This is a genomic window from Enterococcus sp. 6D12_DIV0197 (assembly GCF_002174385.1).
In the GTDB taxonomy this organism is placed as follows: Bacteria; Bacillota; Bacilli; order Lactobacillales; family Enterococcaceae; genus Enterococcus_D; species Enterococcus_D casseliflavus.
The window spans coordinates 3,453,415-3,473,114 of sequence record NZ_NIBN01000001.1 but is presented as its reverse complement, the minus strand read 5'-3'; the positions used below and the strand labels follow the sequence as shown (position 1 = coordinate 3,473,114).

Here is a 19,700-nt window from a genome sequence, read left to right as displayed (position 1 = left end):
CAAGGCAAGTGAAAAAAAAGCGATATCTTTTTTTGATAGCTATAGTTGCAATGACTTGTTTGTTTCCACGTCAAAAAGTTTTTGCAAATGAAGCATACAAAACATTTACAGTTGATGGGAATCAATACTTTGTTGAGTCACAGACTGGCTATTCAGCAGTGAAAGCCATTAATCGGATTGGAGATACACGCTTGAGTAGTCCGTCTGATATGAGGTTTGGCAAGGATGGTAATCTCTATATAGCCGATACTGGAAATCGTCGAGTTTTAGTCGCGACGAAAGAAGGGGACTATTTGAATGAATTCACTCACGAAGAGTTGATATCACCAGTGGGGATTTTTCCGCATACTTCAGGAAAAATTTTTGTAGCAGATGATGCTGCTGGAAAAATTTTTGTTTTTACTGAAGATGGAGCATTAGAACACACTTTTGAAAAACCTACTGCCCTTTCTTTTGGGCAGAGAAACACCTTTCAACCAACAAAGGTAGTTGTAGATGAGCGAGAAAATGTCTATGCCTTATCTCGTGGAAACAATAATGGCATTATTATGCTCAATGCCAATACACCGGGGGAATTTCTAGGCTATTTCGCCCCAAATGTTTCTCAGCTAAGCTTATTGACTCGTTTCAGAAGGGCAATTTTTTCTGAAGAGCAGTTGGATAAGATGATCCGTGCGATCCCTAATAGTGCGGAAAATTTAGCAATTGATGACCGAGGACTAATATACACGGTCACAACGACTGAAAATGAAAAAGAACCACTTAAGAAGCTAAATCTCGGAGGAACTAATTTGTTACCGCCAAACTTCGCTTTCCTACCTAGAAGTGTTGCTGTAGGAGAACAAGGGAACATCTATGTGTTAAGCGAATTAGGATTTATTTTTGAATACACTGAAGAAGGAGAATTACTATTCATGTTTGCTGGTATTGATGAAGGATACCAGCGAAATGGTCTTCTGGGACAAGGCGTAGCGATTGATGTTGACGAAAACAATCACATTTATACCTTGGATTCACAAAAAAATGAAATTCAGATTTTCCAACCGACTGCCTTCGCCAATAAAGTACACCATGCATTAAGTTTGTATCAAAACGGATTGTATGTAGAAAGTAAGCCCGTATGGGAAGAGATTCTGGACATGAATTCCCAGCTTGATCTTGCAAATAAAGGACTAGGGTATGCCTTTTACGAGGAAGAAGACTATCAAAATTCACAGATAGCGTTTAGGCAGGCGCAAAATATTGAAGGATTTTCCGATGCATACTGGGAAGTACGAAATTTGTGGATCAAAGACAATATAGTGACAATGGTGATCGGAGTAGGTATTTTTGGTCTGGTGCTATTAAGTATCAAGTGGCTGGATAAAAAGAGCGCTATCTTTTTGCCAATAAAAAAAGGAAAAGAAAAAGTTTTGCGTTTAACGCTTGTTAAACAAGTTGTCTATATTTTTTACTTTATGAAGCATCCCATCGATGGGGCTTATGGATTAAAAAAAGAAAACAAAACAAGTGGCTTCGCTGCGCTTATTCTGCTATTCATGACATTGCTTGTTTATATAAGTGAAAAGTACTTCAGTGGCTTCATTTTTAAACGTGTAGCAGATGGGCGATTTATGGTTGCTCAGGATTTGATGCTGTTCTTTGCACTTTTTAGTTCGGTCATCATCTGTACGTATTTGGTTGTAACGATCAATGATGCGGAGATTAATTCCCTTCAAATGTATCAGGGCTTTATTTACTGTTTGGGACCGTATCTTTTGATCAAACCATTTTTGATCGTAATTAGTCATGTTTTGACATTGAATGAAGCGTTCATTTTACAATTCACTAATTTGATCATCTATTTATGGGTTTTTGTGCTGATCGTTGTGATGATCAAGGAATTAAATAGTTATACCGTTAGAGTAACGATCAAATTATTATTCTTAACTTTGTTTACCATTTTTATAAGTTGGTTGACGTTATTTGTTATCTATTCTCTAGCTGCTCAAGTGGGCTCATTCATTGTATCGTTTTATGGAGAGGTGGTCGCACGCATTGAAAATTTTTAATTTTTTGAAGACAAATTTTCGTTTAGTTGCTTTCTTTGGTGGCATGCTTGTTCTCACGATTTTTTTACTTGCAACAACACAAATAGAAGAACAAAAGACAATCTCTCAGCCAAATCCAGTAACAGAACCAAGCGACGAAGAGGAGGAAGTGGAAGAAGAGACACAAGTAGAGGAAAATGAAGAACTTGAAGAAATCCCCCAGATTGATATGGATGATTTTGAACCAGAGAAGCGACTATCGTATTTTCCAGACGAAACAACAGAAATAGACGGGCATCGGTTGTTGACCGAAAATGAGGATTTACAGCTCTTTTTCCAAAGAGAGACACTGTCGATGATTATACGTGAAAAAAAGAATGGGAAGGTCATGTACTCAACGGTTCAAACACCACAAGGTGGAAATGCAAGCTGGTCAAACTTTATGCGGTCGCCGATCGTGATCAATTATATCACCGAAAACAACACCGGGTTTAATCAATTGGATCTCTATTCAGGAAATCCCGAAATAGCTGTTAATGAAACGCTGACAGGGTTTGAAGCAGAGCTCTTTTTTCCAGAGCAAGAAATCGGAATGCTGGTAAAAGTCGATTTGACAAACGATGGGGTGGTTGTTGAATTGCCAGATCATACTATTAGGGAAGAAAGCAGTCGATTTACGATCGGAGAAGTTTTCTTGTATCCGTTTATGGGGTACACCTTCATGGACAATGAAGCTGGTTACATGTTTATTCCCGACGGTAGTGGTTCGCTGATTTATTTGGAAGATAATAATGAACAATATAGTCAACCTTTTTCGCAACCATTTTATGATATTGACTTGGGGGTGGATATTCCCAAAAGCCAAAGTATGGTAAATGACATGGCAATGCTCAACAACGCAAAACCGATGTATGCACCTATCTGGGGAATGGTCCATACGGAAAATGAGATCGGTTACTTGGCGACCATTGAAAGTGGAGATGAGAATGGGACTTTACAAGCTTATCCGAATGGCGCCATCTTGCCATACAATTGGATAACCACTAAATTCCGTTACCGTAGTGTATATTCTCAGGCAACGAGTCGTTCAGAAGGTTCTGTAATGATTTTGCAGCAAAATCGGAATGAAGTGAATGCAAAAATTTCTTATCGATTTGTAAGCGGGGATCAAGCAGATTATTTTGGACTTTCCCAAACGTATCGTCAGTATTTAATAGACAATCACTTTATAAATGAGACATCATCTGATCGCCTGATGCGTATCGATTTATTTGGTGCAGATAGTGAAAAATCATTAGTTTCAAATAAAATCGTTGAAATGACGAGTTTTGCTGAAATGGGGGAGATTTTAGAAAGGTTATATCAAAATGATGTGACACGAATCGATGTTGGGATCAGAGGCTGGCAAGCAGGTGGCGAATATGGCAGCTTAGGGTTGAATCGTTTTCGAGCAGAAAATAAATTAGGGGGGAATCGTGGGTTAAATGAATTACTAGAAAAAAGCCAAGAACACTTCGATCTCTTTTTATATAACGATTTACTCTTATTCAATCCCAGTACTAGAAACTCGGTGAGGTATGACTTATTTACTAGACTAAATAAGCAACTGTATCGGGAAAGTATAGCCAGTCCAGTTTTCCCTGAGTTGAATTATGTGATACCTGAACAAAGTCAAAAAATGCTAAGAGATTTTTCGAACCAAGATGAAAAAAATCATCCTGCTGGCGTGGTGATTACTGGTATATCCAATAAACTGTTCTCTTACTCATATAAGGGGGAAAACTTTGACCGTCACCATGCATTGTCTTTGTATGAAGAAATATTTGAAGAAGCGTCGCAGACAAGTAGACTCTTTTTGGATAATCCTTTTCAAGCATATTGGAAATATGCAGAGGCGCTGATAGATTTCCCGATTCGTTCCAACAATTATATTTTTGAAAGTCAGGAGATCCCGTTTTTTGGTTTGGCTTTAAATAATCTCATTCCGTTGTATGCACCTTATTTTAATTTTGAAGAAAATAGAGATGCTTATTTCTTAAAGCTACTGGAATCTGGTATTCGCCCATCATTTCTTATCACAGAAGAAGATTCAAGAGCTTTACAATACACGAGTTCTGCGGAGATTTATTCGTCGAAATATACAGTATTTGAGCGTGAGATACTAGAAATGTATACCAAGCTTGCTGAGGTGCAAGAGCAAATCGCAGGAGCTTCGATTAGCCAACATACAACTCAAGGAACAGTGGTTGATATCAGGTATGAGAATGGCATCAGGCTATTATTGAACAAAGGAGAAGCCGCTAGTTCTTATGACGGACATTCTTTGGAGGCATACGCATATAAGGTGGTGAGGGAATGAGGCTAACGACAAAAAGAGCCGGGCGTACGAAGCATCGTAAAACATTGGCAGGTATAAGCTTTATTTTTCCTTGGCTAATTGGCTTTGCGGTATTTGTATGTTGGCCGATGGCACAATCTTTCTGGTATAGCTTAAACACTGTCCGAGTCAGGCCAACTGGAAGAGCGTTTCGCTTTGCTGGTGTAACCAACTATCAAGATATATTTTTTAAAGATATGCTTTTTGTACAAGAGCTAGGGGCTTTTTTGATTAGTACATTATTAAGAGTGCCAATCATCATTATTTTTTCAATGATCATCGCCATGCTTTTGAATGGTCGTATGAAATTTAAGAGTTTTTTTCGAACGATCTTTTTCTTACCAGTGATCATCGCAAGTGGGCCAGTAATGAATGAATTGATCAATCAAGGAGCAGCGACTGTTCCAGTTCTTGATCAAGGGTCTATTAGTGGCATTTTAAACTCTTTCTTACCTGTATGGCTAGCATCACCAATCGTTGATCTTTTCGGGCAACTGATTATCATACTATGGTATTCCGGCGTCCAGATATTGATTTTTATTGCCGGTCTTCAAAAGATCGATAAAAGCTTATATGAAGCTGCAAGAATTGACGGGGGCTCCAGCTGGGAATGCTTTTGGAAGATTACATTGCCAATGCTAAAGCCAATGATTTTATTAAATGCAATCTATACGATCGTATTGTTATCCAACAATAGTCAAAACAATATCATTAATTTGATTTATCGAAATATGTTTTCAGCCAATCGAGGGTACGGTTTTGCTTCTGCACAAGCATGGATGTATGCGCTCATTGTGCTGATAATTGTAGGCATTGTTTTCTCGATGTTTAAAGAAGGGTCCTCGGGAACGAAAAAGCGAAAGCCAAAAAAAAGTTTCCGTAGACTGAAACTTTCAAAGAAAGCGAGGGAATGATGATGGAAACAAGAATGAAATCTAAGCAAATCGATGTAAGAGGGTTTTTATTGAAAATCCATAAGCGTTTACTTGGACGTAATGACAAACCTGGATGGATACAGCAAACGATCAAGTACGGATTATTGATCATTTTAGGCTTTGTTTACATTTATCCACTTATCTATATGCTGGCTACAAGCTTTAAGTCTTTGGAAGATTTATTGAATACTTCTGTTAAGTGGCTTCCAACACAGATTTATTGGCAAAACTATATTCAAGCCTTCAATGTGTTGGACATCCGACAGTCCTTATTAGGCAGTCTTTTGATCTCTATGATTCCTACCGTCTTTCAGGTAGCTGTGTGCGGCTTAGTAGGCTATGGCTTTGCTCGTTTTGACTTTCCTTTTAAACGAACGCTTTTCTTTTTACTGGTATTTAGTTTTATTGTGCCACCACAAATCTTGATGATGCCGACATACGTTTTATATAGTGAATTGAATTTTTTAGGAAAATTAACGGTATTTATCGTACCAGCCGCTTTAGGAAATGGCTTAAAAAGTACCTTGTTTATATTGATTTACTATTCGTTTTTTAAGCAAACCCCAAATTCCTTGTATGAAGCAGCAGAAGTAGATGGCGCAAGCGAATGGACCTGCTTTACACGAATTGGGATTCCAATGGCGATTCCTGCAATTATTATCGTGTTTTTATTCTCATTTGTTTGGTACTGGAATGAAACATACTTAGTGAATTTGTATTTGCAAAGTCAGCCGGGAAATACACGATGGATTACGTTACTAACCCAGTTACAAGGGTTTAAAGATAGTTACAGTTCAATGGCAAGTAGCAGCTCGGCGGCTAGTGTAGGTGTTGTTGACAAGCTAAATGAAGGGATTACGATGGCAGCAACAATGATTACACTGGTACCTTTGTTGATCACCTATTTCGTATTACAAAAGTATTTTGTAGAAAGTGTTGATCGATCAGGTATTACCGGTGAGTAATAACGATCTTTTAAATCAAGGGTTAGAGAAATTAACTATAAAGGAATATGGAGGGAATAGAATGAAGTTTGAAAAGTTATGTTTCAAAGTAGGAATAGTTGCCCTTTCAACGATGCTACTGGCTGCGTGTGGAGATTCAGAAGAGCCCAACGTTGATGAAGCTGAAGGTGGAGGCGGCGGAAATATCGTTGAAGAATTAACCGACGAAGATATTACGTTGACTTTTTCGGCTTGGTTTGAGTATGAGTGGATGGAGCATATGGCTCAAAAATTTACAGAGCTATATCCGAATATCAAAGTAGATATTATTGATTTGCGGGAAACAGATTATAATGATGGCTTAAACAATTTAGCAGCAGATGGACAGTTGCCTGACGTATTTGGTTACAATTCAAATGTTGATATGCCAATCATGAATGGTTGGTTTTACGATTATACTGATTATTGGGAAGCTGATCCAGATAAAGACATTATGTTAGAAACACTGAAAGATCAAGGAAGATTTGATGGAGAACGGATGATGGCTTCACCTATCAATTATTATCCTTATGCAGTATTTATTGATGAAAACTTATTAGAAAAAGAAAACGTTGAGATGCCGCCAGGGGATTACACGTATAACGATTTAGTAGAACTAGTGAGACGTATGACTGTCCCTGAGAAAAATTTATTTGGTTATGAAGGTGGCAGCCAATGGTTAACAATGGCACCAATTATTCATCAAGACTCCATTGGAGAATTTGGCTGGGATGGGACAGAATATGACTTGACGAAAGATTGGGCAGATGCATTACAACTAATGGCTGAATTCGAGCGAACAGGAGTCAAAGCGCCTGCTGGAGACGACCGAGCAGAAGCCGCATATGGAGACCGTGAGTTGTGGCCACCACTATCAGGACAAGTTGCTGTTAAATTAGGCGCATGGTGGGATAAGGACTCTTTTGAAACTGCAGAGTATAAAGATAAAGGAATCAACTATGTTCCTTATACGATTCCAAAAGGAGATGGCGACAAGGAACATAAGCCAGCCTACGTCGATTTTGGAGGAATTTCATCCGCAACTGAATATCCGAGAGAAGCATTTGAGCTATTGAAATTCATGAGTTGGGGAAGTGAAGGCTGGGATGCTCGAATGGAATTCTATAATCAAGAAGCAGAAGCTAACCCTAACTATTTACCACCGATTCTTCCACTGACTAATGAGCAAAAATATTGGGATGCAATCTATGCCCTGCTGCCACAAAATCAATATTACAGTGACTTCTTGCAGCATGCTAGGGAACCGATCCCGTTAGGCGGTCGTGTATTGCCAGGGTTTGAAACATGGATTTCCGAGGTATACTTTGATGGTGAATTCGGAAATGTAGAGCAAGCTGTGATCGAGGGAACTGTCAATGCTCATGATGTAGCGCCTGAATTAACAGAGAAAGCGAATGTCTACTATCAAGAAGCGATCGAAGAATTATTCAGTCAGTGATAAGAACTAGCATTTTAGATTTTTTTCTAGGAAAAAGTTATGTTATATAAATTTTGTAATTAAATAGCGTGATGGGGAATGCTGGGTCTAAAAAACAGCCTGCTTGATTAGATAGTAGTGATAGGTGCTTCTGATCAAAAGAATATAAGATTGTATGTGTTTGACAACAAATCTTTTCTTATAACCTTAAGAACGTTTCACTCTAGTTTCGTCGGCTAGAAAGAGACGTTCTTTTATTTATTTGCTAAAGCAGCAACTTATGTAAAGAAGCTTAAAATAACAAATGCAATCAAGTTTTATCAGGATCGAGTAGGTCTACACCTTTAGGATATTTGATGCAACAAATCAATAACGCTTATTTTTGTCTTTAAGAATGATTAATATCTTGCGACATGTTTTTTATTGATCAAAAATTCAAAAATGCGTTGACAACGCTTACAAGAGGATGTTAAAGTTTACCCATCAAGAATAAACCGGTTTAGTTGAAGGTGAAGTCCTTCCTAAATTTTTTTATTAATTGATAAACCGGTTTAGTAAATAGGAGGTACGGTAGTGTACAAAAAAGAATTTAGCGTTGCTCCAACTGAGTTTTTCACAGAATTCATGCGCTCGGAAATTCAATTTGAAGAGTACAGCAGTGATAAAAAAACTTTTTCTAACAAGCTAAGAGCAAGTCCCTACGAGCATGAATATCATATTTCTTATCCATGTCGGGAAAAATTTATTCAGGAGCAGCCGATTCGAGAGGCTGATTATCCAGATGTAATCACAGATCAATTAGTGGAGACTTTTGAAGATACGAGAGTGACATTTTCCTCATTTATGACGAATCCCACGTATATGAAAGTTGTGATGAGGGTATTTGTAACTGTAGGATCAGCAGTTACACTTCCGTTTTTATTAGAGACGTATGGAGGCTTGAAGATTTGGGTAAACGGCAATGAACAAGTTTCATTTCTTTCATATCTTCGTAATACGCCTATTAAGCAAGAGGTAGAGCTAACGTTTGGTGAAGGAGAAAATGAGATCGTTGTTTTGTTGGATGATTTAGGTGAACGAGATGTTAATTTCGGTTTTTCAATGAAAAACACGAGCGAGCAAATGATCAATGGCTTTTGTATTTTGCCTTTCCCGAGCGATGAAGCACAAAAAGCCAAACAATTGTTGAACTCCATATACTTTGCCAAAGATTATTACACAGAGGGTGAGATTGCGTTTTATGCAAAAGCTCAGAGAGATAGTCAATTACGGGTCCGCTTCAATCCTTTAGTAAATCGGCCCAAAACAAAGATGCAAGATGGCAATATCACAGAATTTACTAATCAAGACAGATACATCGAGATTCAAGCAACAAACGAACAATACAGTATAGGAAATGTATCTGATTATCAATTTGCTAGTACTACAAAAGTAGAATTTGGGGTTAGGTTATCTGACGGTCAATATTTGACAAGAATCATTCCAATCGCTATCTATCATCAAGAAAAATATGAAAATACGATCACCTCAAATACATTGGATGGTCGAAAAAAGGAAGCGCTCACTTATTATGCAGGATTGTCGTTAGATGATATCAATGTTGGATTGTGCCGCTTGCTTCTAGACGAGATTTCGCCAGCGGATGAATTGTTTGATCAACCAGGATTTACTAGCGGACTTAGTTTGATTGAACATAAAGGGGATTGTGCAGACTTCGTTTTTGTCCCGCTACTGATGTTTTATCAACGGTTTCCAGAGAAGGTTCCTGACTTGTTAGCACAAAAAATCAAGGAACTCAGCTTAAATTTTCGTTATTGGATCGATGAGCCAGGTAATGACGTAATGTGGTATTTCAGTGAAAATCATGCCTTACTTTTCCATATCGCTCAATATCTCGCTGGAAATTTGTTTCCAAATGACATTTTTGTCGTGAGCGGTAGGACAGGAGAAGAGCAAGCCGAATTAGGAAAAAAACGGATCGAACAATGGTTTGAGCACTTCTTTCGTTATGGATTAGCGGAATGGAATTCTGTAACGTATATCCCCATTGATTTCATTGGCTTTTTCGCATTATATATTGGGGCGCCTGATGTAGAAATCAAAGCTTTAGCGAAACAAGCATTAGATTCAACCTTTGAATTGGTTTCAATCAATAGTTTCCAACAAATTTATGCTTCAACGTACGGGCGCGTTTATGAACACAATCTAAAATCCATTGCGATGAATGAGATCGGTGCTTTAACAAAAATTGCTTATGGAATCGGCCACTTTAGTGATGCATTACGAGCAGCAGCATTATTTTCCTTATCTGACTATGTGCCACCTGCCAATTTACAAGAAAACTTCGCACCCCAAAATCATTTGATCGCAAGATATAGACAAGGCATTAACGAAGCTGAAACCTATTTATACAAAACCCCCCAGTATTCGATGGTGAGTTGCCAAGATTATCATTTTCAAAAGCAGGGGTATCAGCAACATATGATGAACATCACATTAGATACCTGTCAATCCGCTATCTGGATCAATCATCCTGGAGAATACAAGTATAGTGGTGAAAATCGCCCGAGCTATTGGGTAGGAAATGGGTCCCTCCCTAGAATTTATCAAGAAAAGAATAGAATGGTCATGCGCTATTCTATTCCAGAAGAAGAGATCCCCTTCATCCACTTGTACTATCCTTATTGGGAGTTTACTTTTTCTATCCAAAAGGACCATTGGCTGTACTTCGGGAACCAAACAAGTGCTTGTCTGATCTATTTTTCAGAGGTACCGAAGTTAACCAAAGAAGGAGCAAATGCTTATCGGGAATATATCGTTTCTGGAACAGATCATTTTGTTTTTGTAAAATGCATGGCACGTAAACCCAATGACCCGATTGATATCGATCAACAACTAAAGGAGCTCAAGATAACCAAAGAGAATGGTTTTCAGGTACAGGATGCAGAAGTAGCATTCTCTTTGATCAATGAAAAACTTTTAATCAAACAATAACATTAAAGAGGTGAAAGAAGTGCAAGAAAAGCAAGTCAACAAAAAGAAGCGCAAGCAAAGTAAAAAATTTCATTACTCGTTTTGGTTATTCATTCTCCCCTGTGCCTTGTTGTTTCTATTGTTTTTTATTGTTCCATTGGCTTTAAACTTCTTCTATTCATTTACGGACTATGATGGGTTTCGGCAAATGAATCAGATTGGCTTTGCAAATTATCAAGAACTGTTTCAAGACCGAGAGTTTTATCAAACACTTAGACGCACCTTCATCTATACCTTCATTTCATTACCCTTTAAGGTTATTTTACCACTTGGTTTAGCGGTACTGATGGTATCTAAGGTAGTCCGCTTCAAGACATTGACGCGTGGATTGATTTATCTTCCTGTACTTCTATCTTCTCTCGTTGTCGGTTTAACAATGAATTGGATGTTTGGCGAGCAATATGGACTCGTAAACTTTTTATTGGAGCAATTGGGGTTTGCTCGTGTACAGTGGGCGACCAATCCTTTTTTTACAAAAATGCTGATCATTATCGCCAGTACTTGGGCGTCTACCGGTTTTTATATGCTGATTTACATTGGTGCTTTATCGGGGATCGATGAAGAAATCGATGAGGCAGCTTTGTTGGATGGAGCGACTGGCTGGAAGAAATTTTTCCATATCACCGTTCCATTGATTAAGCCTACTACATTTTTGGTTTCACTCTTAAGTATCATTAGTTTATTGAAGGAATATGCGCTAATTCAAGGGATCACCCAAGGGGGACCAGGGACTTCGACTACGTATATCGTTCAGTACATTTTGTCTGAAGGATTCGACAAGGCAAGATATGGGTATGCGAGTGCTGCCTCTGTGATCGTCATGATTATTTTCGCAGCTATCGCCTTTGTTCAATTTCGATTTAGTCGAGGAGGAGAAGTGAATGGATAAACAAGTGAAGCATCAAAAATGGTCTTTCCTTCAGACCACTGTCAGTTTAGCTGCAGGGATCTTGATCTTTTTCCCAGTACTATGGTTAATCATGAGCTCATTTAAGTCTTCCGGTGAATTGTTTTCGTATCCGTTAAGCTTTTTCCCAGAACAATTCTCGTTAGAAAATTACCAAAATGTGATTGAAAATGGTTTTTTTCAATATATCTACAATAGTTTCTTCATAGCGGTAGTCGGCACCTTGATCACTGTTGTGATTAATTCAATGTGCGGGTATGCCTTAGCGATCTATCGTAAGCAGTTGGGATATACCGGAATCGTATTTGGTGTTTTTTTACTAGGAACCTTAATTCCAAGCGAAGCTTTGATTATTTCTCAATTTACCGTTATTTCCTTTTTGGGTCTATACAATAGCTTGTTAGGGGTTATTTTACCTGTCGTCACCACAACAACTGGTATTTTTATGTATCGTCAATTCTTCATTGGTATCCCAGATTCCTTTTTAGAGGCAGCACGAATGGACGGGGCATCTGAATTTCGCATTTTCATGAGTATCATGATTCCACTTGCTAAGCCTACGACGATCACCTTGATTATTTTTAGCTTTATGTGGCGTTGGAATGACTATATCTTGCCATTGCTCGTTTTGTCACGGCAAAATCGCTACACGATCCAGATTGCTATCAGAAATTATATTGGTGCTTGGAATACGGATTGGCAATCCATTTTAGCCGCTTCAGTGATTTCGATTATTCCTGTAGCGATCTTATACATTTTTTTACAAAAATATATTGTTGGAACGAATGTTTCATCAGGTAATAAATAGAAAAGGAAGAGATTATGACAGACAAAGATTATGAAAAAATTGATGAACACACAGCAAGAAAGGTTCTTGCCTACGGCGAACAGTTGATGGTCGTTGCTATTGCGTTTAACGGTTCACCTGAAACACTGGAACTACATGATCATCCTCATGAGCAGATCACCTATGTACAGGAGGGGAGCTTTGAGTATGTGATTGAAGAAACGACCCAGATACTTCATGCAGGTGAAAGTATTTATGTGCGCCCTCATGCGAGACATGGTGCGCGGTGTATCTCAGGAAAAGGACATTTGATCGATGCGTTTAGCCCAATCAGGGAAGATTATTTGACAAAAGGAGAATGAAGATGAAGAAAATTGTTTCAATGTTGATGTTGACTAGTGCTTTATTAGGACTCGCCGCTTGTGGGAGCCAATCAGATGATTCGGCAAATGAGGGAACGATTACGGTCATGTTAGATTCAGAACCTGGTCAAGACGATCCTGTCGTTCATACAATGGAGAAGTGGAAACAAGAAACAGGAAATGATTATGAAATTTTAGTCGTGGGATATGATGATCAATTAACGAAATTTCCGCTAATGATCAAAAATGATGATCTGCCAGATTTACTAATTACGACGCGGCTGCATAAAGAGTATCCTGAAGACTTTGTTGATTTATCACAAGAAGTCGATATGGATTATTTTGACCCAGATCTCTTGAGAGTCGCATTAGGAAATTACAACGAAGGTATCCAAATTTTACCTACGCAAATTACGGTCACTAATTATTTTTACAATAAGGAAGCTTTTGAAGAAGCAGGGATCACACCTCCGACACCAGACAATCTATGGACGCTTGAGGAACTATATGAAAACGCAGAAAAACTTGTTGAGTCTGGCGCGGTAAACTTTGGATTAGCAGTTGATTATTCTCGTGCAAGATACGATAACTTAATGTATTCTAATGGTGGAAGTATTACTGAAACAATTGATGGTCAACCTGTAGTTGCTGTCAATTCACCTGAAAATATCGCCACGCTTCAAAAGTTTATCGAAGCAAACGATGAGGGGATTGCTCCTAAAAATATTTGGGCTGGGGGCTCGCCGGATAATCCAATGAATTATTTCGAAAATGGGGATGTAGGGATCTATTTATCAGGTAGCTTTAATTATGCGAATATTGCTAGAGATGCCAAAATCGAATTTGGTGTTATGCCTTCTCCAATTGGAACCAAACAACAATCGGCATTAAATGGTGGACGTGGCTGGGGCGTTCCGAAAAATAGCCCAAATGCAGCATTAGCAACCGAATTTGTTAAGTGGTTTTATAACTCTGAGTCCACGTATCAGGAGTTCTTAGACTTAGATTTTGGCTTGCCGTTTATGGAAAATTATACGTATGAGCCAACTTCAACTTTCCAAGCGGATGATTATCAATTGTACGTACAAGAGTTAGCGAATATTCCAGAAGAGTTCTTAGTTGATGAAGCCAATCAATGGGGCTTGTATTTGGAAGATGACTATCGTCAAGCGATGTCACAGGCTGTTAGTGGAGAACTTTCGGCAGAAGAAGCATTGAATAGAGTTGCGGAAAGAATTGCACAAAATGCGGGTTGGGCTATGAAATATCAAAATGAATAAAGAAAACGGTAGGTGATCATAAGATGGGAAAAGTGACCATTATGGACGTGGCGAAATCTGCTGGAGTGTCTAAAAGTACTGTTTCTCAATATTTAAATGGACGTTACTCTTTTATGAGTAAGGCGACACAAAAGAAAATCCAGGCGGCAATAGAGGAGCTCAATTACATTCCAAATGAGATTGCTAGAAGTCTTACGTTTAAAAAGAGTAATACAGTAGGGGTTATTGTTTCGAATATTGCGTCTCAATTTACAATTGATCTTGTAAGAGCAATTGAAAGGAAGTTTGCACAGGAGAATATTCAATTGCTTCTGTGCAATACGGATAATAACCCTGAGCGAGAGCAGCAATATCTGTCTTCACTAAGCGCTCGCCAAGTCGACGGGGTCATTTTATTTCCCAATTCCGAAAATAGGAGTTACTACCAAGCACTCAACGAATCGGATTTTCCTTTAGTTTTTGTCGATCGAACGATCCCAGACCTAGAGGTTTTATCTGTAACTTTAGATAATGAATGTGCAACTCGTCTTGCCACGCAACATCTCATAGATAATGGTCATCAAGCAATCGCTTTAGTCACTTATCCCTATAGCAAAAGTGGGGTATCAAACCGAAAAGGTCGGGTAATCGGCTATCTCGAGACGCTTAAAGAAAATGGGATCGATGAATCGCAAGTGAATGTATTTGAGATTGAGGAGTATCAAAGTGAGTCAGCATTTAAACAAATACTGATGGAGCCATCAATTACCGGGTTAGTTTTAACGAGTGACGTCCTCTTGGAAGCGTTTTTGATCTTCGCTAAAAAAGAAGGGACCAGGATTCCAGAAGAGCTCTCCATCGTTTCAATCGACGATGCAACATTTGCGATTTTTCACAACCCAATGATTACCACCATCAAACAACCAGCTAGTCAAATTGGTGAGTTAAGCGCTGAGTTATTATTGGATTTGATGAATGGAACCGACAAAGAAATGCTTTTAAAAGAATCACCTTATCAATTTCAACCAGAGATTTGCTTGCGCGAATCCGTGTACCGGCTAAGGGAGCAATAGAATGTAAAGGAGAAAATCATGTTTAACGCAGAATTCTTAAGGAATCCTCAAGCGCTTTCTGAAGGGAAGGCCTCAGCCAGAGCTTATTATGTCCCTTATGGACTAGACGATCAATTGAACGCCTCATCCCGTAAAATCTCCTTGAATGGTTCTTGGGGCTTCCGTTATAACGAAAAATTACATGTGTTTACGAAGGAAGAAGTGGCGGCGCTTTCCTCAAAGGATTTTCAGCAAACGATAACTGTACCAAGCAACTGGCAGATGGAGGGGTATGGAAGACCTTGGTACACGAATATCCAATATCCGTTTATTTGTGATCCTCCGTATACGTTCTCTGAGATCCCGTCTGCGGTTTACCAAAAGACGTTTGAGGTAGATGCCATAAACATGCGTAAGTTTTTGCGCTTTGAGGGTGTAGACAATTGTTTTGTCGTCTATCTTAATGGGGAATACATCGGTTTTAGTAAAGGGAGTCGGAATGCTTCTGAATTTGATATTACAAAACAGGTACTTGTTGGAAAAAATACAGTAGTCGTGCAAGTATTTCAATGGTCGGATAGCTCTTATATCGAAGATCAGGATATGTGGTGGTTGAGTGGTATTTTTCGCGAGGTGAGCTTGCTTTATAGACCGCACAAAGCTATCTGGGATTTTAAAGTTGAAACGCACTTTGACTCGCATTATCAAGATGCACAACTAAAACTTTCTTTTCTTGCTATTCAAGGGGAAGATTTACCATGTGAGATTCATTTAGAACGCAATGGAATGAAAATTTTTGAAGAGCATGGCTGTTTTACATCAGGGGATGTATTTAAGAAAACGATCGTTCACCCGGATCATTGGACTGCTGAGACGCCGAATCTTTATAGGTTAACGATCAAAACTGCTGAAGAAGTGATTTATCAATCAGTCGGCTTTCGTGAAATTGAAGTGATCAACGGCGAGATTTGTGTGAATGGTACGCAGATCCTTCTTAAAGGAATCAACCATCATGAGTTTCATACCGAAAAAGGACGTGCGGTGACACCAGAATTCCTTGAAACAGAAATACGCATGATTAAGGACGCGCACTTTAATGCGATACGAGCCGCCCACTATCCGCATATCCCAGAGTTCTATCAATTGTGTGATACGTATGGCTTGTATGTTATGGATGAAGCTGATTTGGAATGCCATGGTATGCTACAGGCAAAAAATAAAAATCATATAAGTGATTCAAAAGAATGGCAGCAAGCCTATCTAGATCGTATGGAGCAAATGGTCAGCCGCAATAAAAACCATTGTTCAATCTTATTTTGGTCTGTCGGCAACGAGTCAGGGAACGGCTTGAATCATCAAGCGATGATCCGATGGTGTCGCCAAGCAGATCAAACCCGTCTGATCCACCATGAAGGGGAGTCCAGAGATTGCTTATCCGCCGATGCAAGTTCTTATGAAAAAGATGTTGTCTATGCTGATTTTAATTCACGTATGTATGCACCATTAGATGAATTGATCGACGTCGCAACAAATAGGGAAATAAAGAAACCATATATTCTTTGCGAGTATGGGCATGCTATGGGGAATGGTCCAGGTTCTTTAAAAGAATATTGGGAACTTTTTGAGAAATACCCTAAGCTGCAAGGGGGATTTTTGTGGGAATGGAAGGACCAAGGGATCAAAGCAGAGCGTGATGGACGAGAGACGTATTTATATGGAGGGGACTTTGGCGATCAACCGAATGACTATAATTTCGTTTTAGATGGGTTAGTTCAAGCCGATTTAACCCCATCCCCGAGTTATTTTGATATTCAACGATGGCAAGCACCGTTGCAGTTGGCGTTGGACTTTACTACTGGAGAAATAAAAGTCACGAATACGAATCGTTTTCTCTCATATCAAAAGGTTACAATCGAATGGGCGTATAAGGTGATGGAGACTGTTTTAGAAAAAGGAACACTTGTGCTTTCCGTTCCCGCTAATGAAACAGTGGTGAGCCGTGTAACCTTTGACCGCACAGCTTGCCAAAAAGCCAATTTATTTAAAGCAACGATCACGGACGATGCTTTAAATGAAGGGGATTCATTGCCCTTGTTCGTGCAATCGGTAGAAAGACCTTTAGCAGTCGTGAGCGAAGCTGATCATTCGTTGCCATTTGATCACTTTGAAGAAAACGACGAAAGGATCCTGGTAAACTTCGGTGCCTATACGTTGCGAGTGAATAGAATAAATGGTCAATGGACACTAAACCATGCAGGAAAATTACTCGTGAAAAGTCCTAAAAGTGTGTTTTGGCGTCCGGTGACAGACAACGATTTTGTATCCGCAAAAAACTGGCGCAAATTCGGTGTCGATCGGATACAAACAAACCTCGTCGCTATAGAATGGTTCTTAGAAAGTTCAAATCATTTTAAGCTTTTGATCGAGGAGAAGCATGGTTCTGCTGGGAATTACTGGCACATTCACGAGAAAAAAGAATTGGTGTTTTATTCTGACGGTCGGATCGAGTATCGAGTTAGTGGTTTACCGAAGCACCAATATCCAGAAACATTGCCGAGGATTGGGTTAGAATGGGCGCTATCAAAGGAGTTCGTAAGAACCCGATGGTTAGGAAGAGGACCGATCGAGTCATATCCAGATGCTGAGAATGGCACCTATGTTGATGTGTTTGAACAAGCAAGTGATAAAATGAGTTTCCTCTATCATTTTCCTCAAGAGAGCGGCAATCATATGCAGACAAGTTGGGTAGAAGTGAGTGCTGAGAATCAGTTAAAGCTTCGATGGGCAAGTCACCTACCGTTTCATTTTAGTCAACATCAACAAGCGTTAGCAACGATCGATACGGCACAACATATTCATGAACTCGTCGATTCAGAGTGTATCTGGTTTTATACGGATCATAAACAGCATGGCGTAGGCTCAAGAAGCTGTGGTCCCGATGTATTGGACAACTATCAGTTAAAGCTCGAAGAATATCATTATGAACTGACATTTTTCTTTGAAGGAGAGTAAGGGGGAACAAAGCGCGGATTCAAGGAGCACGTATTATTTTCAGCAATCAGCTTCAGTTGATTCAAATGATGGATGTTGAACCGACGTCCAAAAGGTTAGTTTTCAATCTAACCTTCTGGGCGTCGGTTTTTGGTGAAAATGGGCGGTTCATTAAAGGAAACGAGGACCGCTTCTTTATTCGTAGAGTTCAAAAAGATACTTGGGTCACTTCATTTTTAACCCTCTTTTCCCGAAAATCATTAAAGTTTCTAAATTTTTTGTGAATGCTCATGGACAATCCTTTCTTTTCTCCTCAATTATCACTATAATGGATAAAGATTCTACAGAAGAGAGTGTGGACATGGAAAATTCACGAATAAAAACGAACGATAATCGAATTGACTACGGTGTGATTCTACCCGTATTTTTATTATGTCTGATTGGTTTGGCGTCCCTGTATGTGGCGCTGACACACGATCCGAATAACCCGAATATGCTGCGAATGTTAGGGTTTCAAGCTTTATGGTATGTGTTAGGCGTTGTTGCCGTGATCATTATCATGCAGATCAAATCAAAATGGCTCTGGAAATTGACGCCCTATATTTATGGAGCTGGGCTAGCCGTTATGTTGGCGCTGCTGAAATTTTACAACCGGACGATGGCTGCCTCGACAGGGTCGAAAAACTGGTTTAGTTTTGGTCCCTTTACCTTGCAACCTTCAGAATTGATGAAGATCGCCTATATCATGATGTTGGCGTTGGTCGTCACGCAGCACAATGTCAAGCATCGGGAACGGGATCTGAAAACAGATGGGTTACTGATTGCAAAAATGTTAGCCGTCACGATCCCAGTCCTGATCCTGATCACCTTACAAAATGACTTTGGTACGATGTTGGTCTTTCTAGCGATTTTCGGTGGGGTCTTCTTGATGTCAGGAATCTCATGGCGAATCATCGTGCCAGTGATTGCGGCATTTGTGATTCTCGGCGGTGGAACGATTTTCTTAGTGACCACCGATGTTGGTCGCGAGTTTCTGTACAATACAGGAATCTTTAAAGAATACCAATTCGCCCGTATCGATTCGTGGCTAGATCCTTTTCATGATACCCAAGGGCAATCCTTCCAATTGGCGTATGCTCTGATGGCGATCGCCTCTGGCGGGATGTTCGGGAAAGGATTTAATGTCAGCGATGTGTATGTACCAGTCCGAGAATCCGATATGATTTTTTCGGTGATCGGTGAGAATTTTGGGTTTATTGGCAGCGCGTTTGTCATTTTATTGTATTTTATTTTGATCTATCGAATGATCCGCGTATGTTTCGATACCAACAATGAATTTTATGCCTACTTGGCAACTGGGATCATTATGATGATTCTCTTCCATGTGTTTGAAAACATTGGCGCAAACATCGGTCTCTTACCGTTGACGGGGATTCCGCTGCCGTTTATCAGCCAAGGAGGATCTGCCCTATTAAGCAATATGATTGGGATCGGTTTGATTTTATCGATGCGCTATCAAGCTGAGACCGCACCAAAAACACTTTAA

13 protein-coding genes are annotated in these 19,700 nt (G+C 39.4%); all 13 read left to right on the top strand.

Going from position 1 to position 19,700, the window contains the following annotated elements:
- Positions 1–8: 8 nt before the first annotated feature.
- The 13 genes from A5867_RS16305 (at position 9) to A5867_RS16245 (ending at position 19,700) form a co-directional block, all read left to right on the top strand.
- Positions 9–2,051, top strand: coding sequence for a hypothetical protein (locus tag A5867_RS16305; protein ID WP_087628048.1), 2,043 nt, complete (start codon positions 9–11; stop codon positions 2,049–2,051).
- Complete coding sequence (locus A5867_RS16300; protein ID WP_087628047.1) at positions 2,038–4,389, top strand: DUF5696 domain-containing protein; 2,352 nt, start codon at positions 2,038–2,040, stop codon at positions 4,387–4,389. The genes A5867_RS16305 and A5867_RS16300 overlap by 14 nt, the downstream gene beginning before the upstream one ends.
- Positions 4,386–5,321, top strand: coding sequence for a sugar ABC transporter permease (locus tag A5867_RS16295; RefSeq protein ID WP_087628046.1), 936 nt, complete (start codon positions 4,386–4,388; stop codon positions 5,319–5,321). Before A5867_RS16300 ends, A5867_RS16295 begins: the two co-directional genes overlap by 4 nt.
- Positions 5,322–5,335: 14 nt before the next feature.
- On the top strand, positions 5,336–6,307 hold the full coding sequence (locus A5867_RS16290) for a carbohydrate ABC transporter permease (RefSeq protein WP_087628192.1): 972 nt from the start codon (positions 5,336–5,338) through the stop codon (positions 6,305–6,307).
- Between the two features lie 61 nt (positions 6,308–6,368).
- Entirely contained in the window at positions 6,369–7,784 is a 1,416-nt protein-coding gene (locus A5867_RS16285; protein WP_087628045.1) for an extracellular solute-binding protein, read from the top strand.
- 552 nt (positions 7,785–8,336) lie between these two features.
- Positions 8,337–10,757 carry a hypothetical protein gene (locus A5867_RS16280; protein WP_087628044.1) on the top strand — a complete coding sequence of 807 codons (2,421 nt, stop codon included), beginning with the start codon at positions 8,337–8,339 and terminating at the stop codon, positions 10,755–10,757.
- Positions 10,758–10,776: 19 nt separating this feature from the next.
- Positions 10,777–11,685, top strand: a complete 909-nt coding sequence (locus A5867_RS16275) for a sugar ABC transporter permease (RefSeq protein WP_087628043.1) — start codon at positions 10,777–10,779, stop codon at positions 11,683–11,685.
- A complete protein-coding gene (locus A5867_RS16270) occupies positions 11,678–12,511 on the top strand; it encodes a carbohydrate ABC transporter permease (protein ID WP_087628042.1) in 834 nt (277 codons plus the stop codon). Before A5867_RS16275 ends, A5867_RS16270 begins: the two co-directional genes overlap by 8 nt.
- Positions 12,512–12,525: 14 nt before the next feature.
- Positions 12,526–12,852 (top strand): cupin domain-containing protein, encoded by a 327-nt coding sequence (locus A5867_RS16265; RefSeq protein WP_087628041.1) that lies wholly within the window; start codon positions 12,526–12,528, stop codon positions 12,850–12,852.
- A gap of 2 nt (positions 12,853–12,854) precedes the next feature.
- On the top strand, positions 12,855–14,132 hold the full coding sequence (locus A5867_RS16260) for an extracellular solute-binding protein (RefSeq protein ID WP_087628040.1): 1,278 nt from the start codon (positions 12,855–12,857) through the stop codon (positions 14,130–14,132).
- Between the two features lie 23 nt (positions 14,133–14,155).
- Positions 14,156–15,184 carry a LacI family DNA-binding transcriptional regulator gene (locus A5867_RS16255; RefSeq protein WP_087628039.1) on the top strand — a complete coding sequence of 343 codons (1,029 nt, stop codon included), beginning with the start codon at positions 14,156–14,158 and terminating at the stop codon, positions 15,182–15,184.
- An 18-nt stretch (positions 15,185–15,202) separates the two neighbouring features.
- Positions 15,203–18,175 (top strand): glycoside hydrolase family 2 TIM barrel-domain containing protein, encoded by a 2,973-nt coding sequence (locus tag A5867_RS16250; RefSeq protein WP_087628038.1) that lies wholly within the window; start codon positions 15,203–15,205, stop codon positions 18,173–18,175.
- A 340-nt stretch (positions 18,176–18,515) separates the two neighbouring features.
- Positions 18,516–19,700 carry an FtsW/RodA/SpoVE family cell cycle protein gene (locus tag A5867_RS16245; protein WP_010749084.1) on the top strand — a complete coding sequence of 395 codons (1,185 nt, stop codon included), beginning with the start codon at positions 18,516–18,518 and terminating at the stop codon, positions 19,698–19,700.

Bases quoted from the DNA above. Each gene is read 5' to 3' on its own strand.
- A5867_RS16295 (WP_087628046.1), top strand. From the start codon at position 4,386: ATGAGGCTAACGACAAAAAGAGCCGGGCGTACGAAGCATCGTAAAACA.
- A5867_RS16290 (WP_087628192.1), top strand. From the start codon at position 5,336: ATGAAATCTAAGCAAATCGATGTAAGAGGGTTTTTATTGAAAATCCAT.
- A5867_RS16285 (WP_087628045.1), top strand. From the start codon at position 6,369: ATGAAGTTTGAAAAGTTATGTTTCAAAGTAGGAATAGTTGCCCTTTCA.
- A5867_RS16270 (WP_087628042.1), top strand. From the start codon at position 11,678: ATGGATAAACAAGTGAAGCATCAAAAATGGTCTTTCCTTCAGACCACT.
- A5867_RS16265 (WP_087628041.1), top strand. From the start codon at position 12,526: ATGACAGACAAAGATTATGAAAAAATTGATGAACACACAGCAAGAAAG.
- A5867_RS16260 (WP_087628040.1), top strand. From the start codon at position 12,855: ATGAAGAAAATTGTTTCAATGTTGATGTTGACTAGTGCTTTATTAGGA.
- A5867_RS16255 (WP_087628039.1), top strand. From the start codon at position 14,156: ATGGGAAAAGTGACCATTATGGACGTGGCGAAATCTGCTGGAGTGTCT.
- A5867_RS16250 (WP_087628038.1), top strand. From the start codon at position 15,203: ATGTTTAACGCAGAATTCTTAAGGAATCCTCAAGCGCTTTCTGAAGGG.
- A5867_RS16245 (WP_010749084.1), top strand. From the start codon at position 18,516: ATGGAAAATTCACGAATAAAAACGAACGATAATCGAATTGACTACGGT.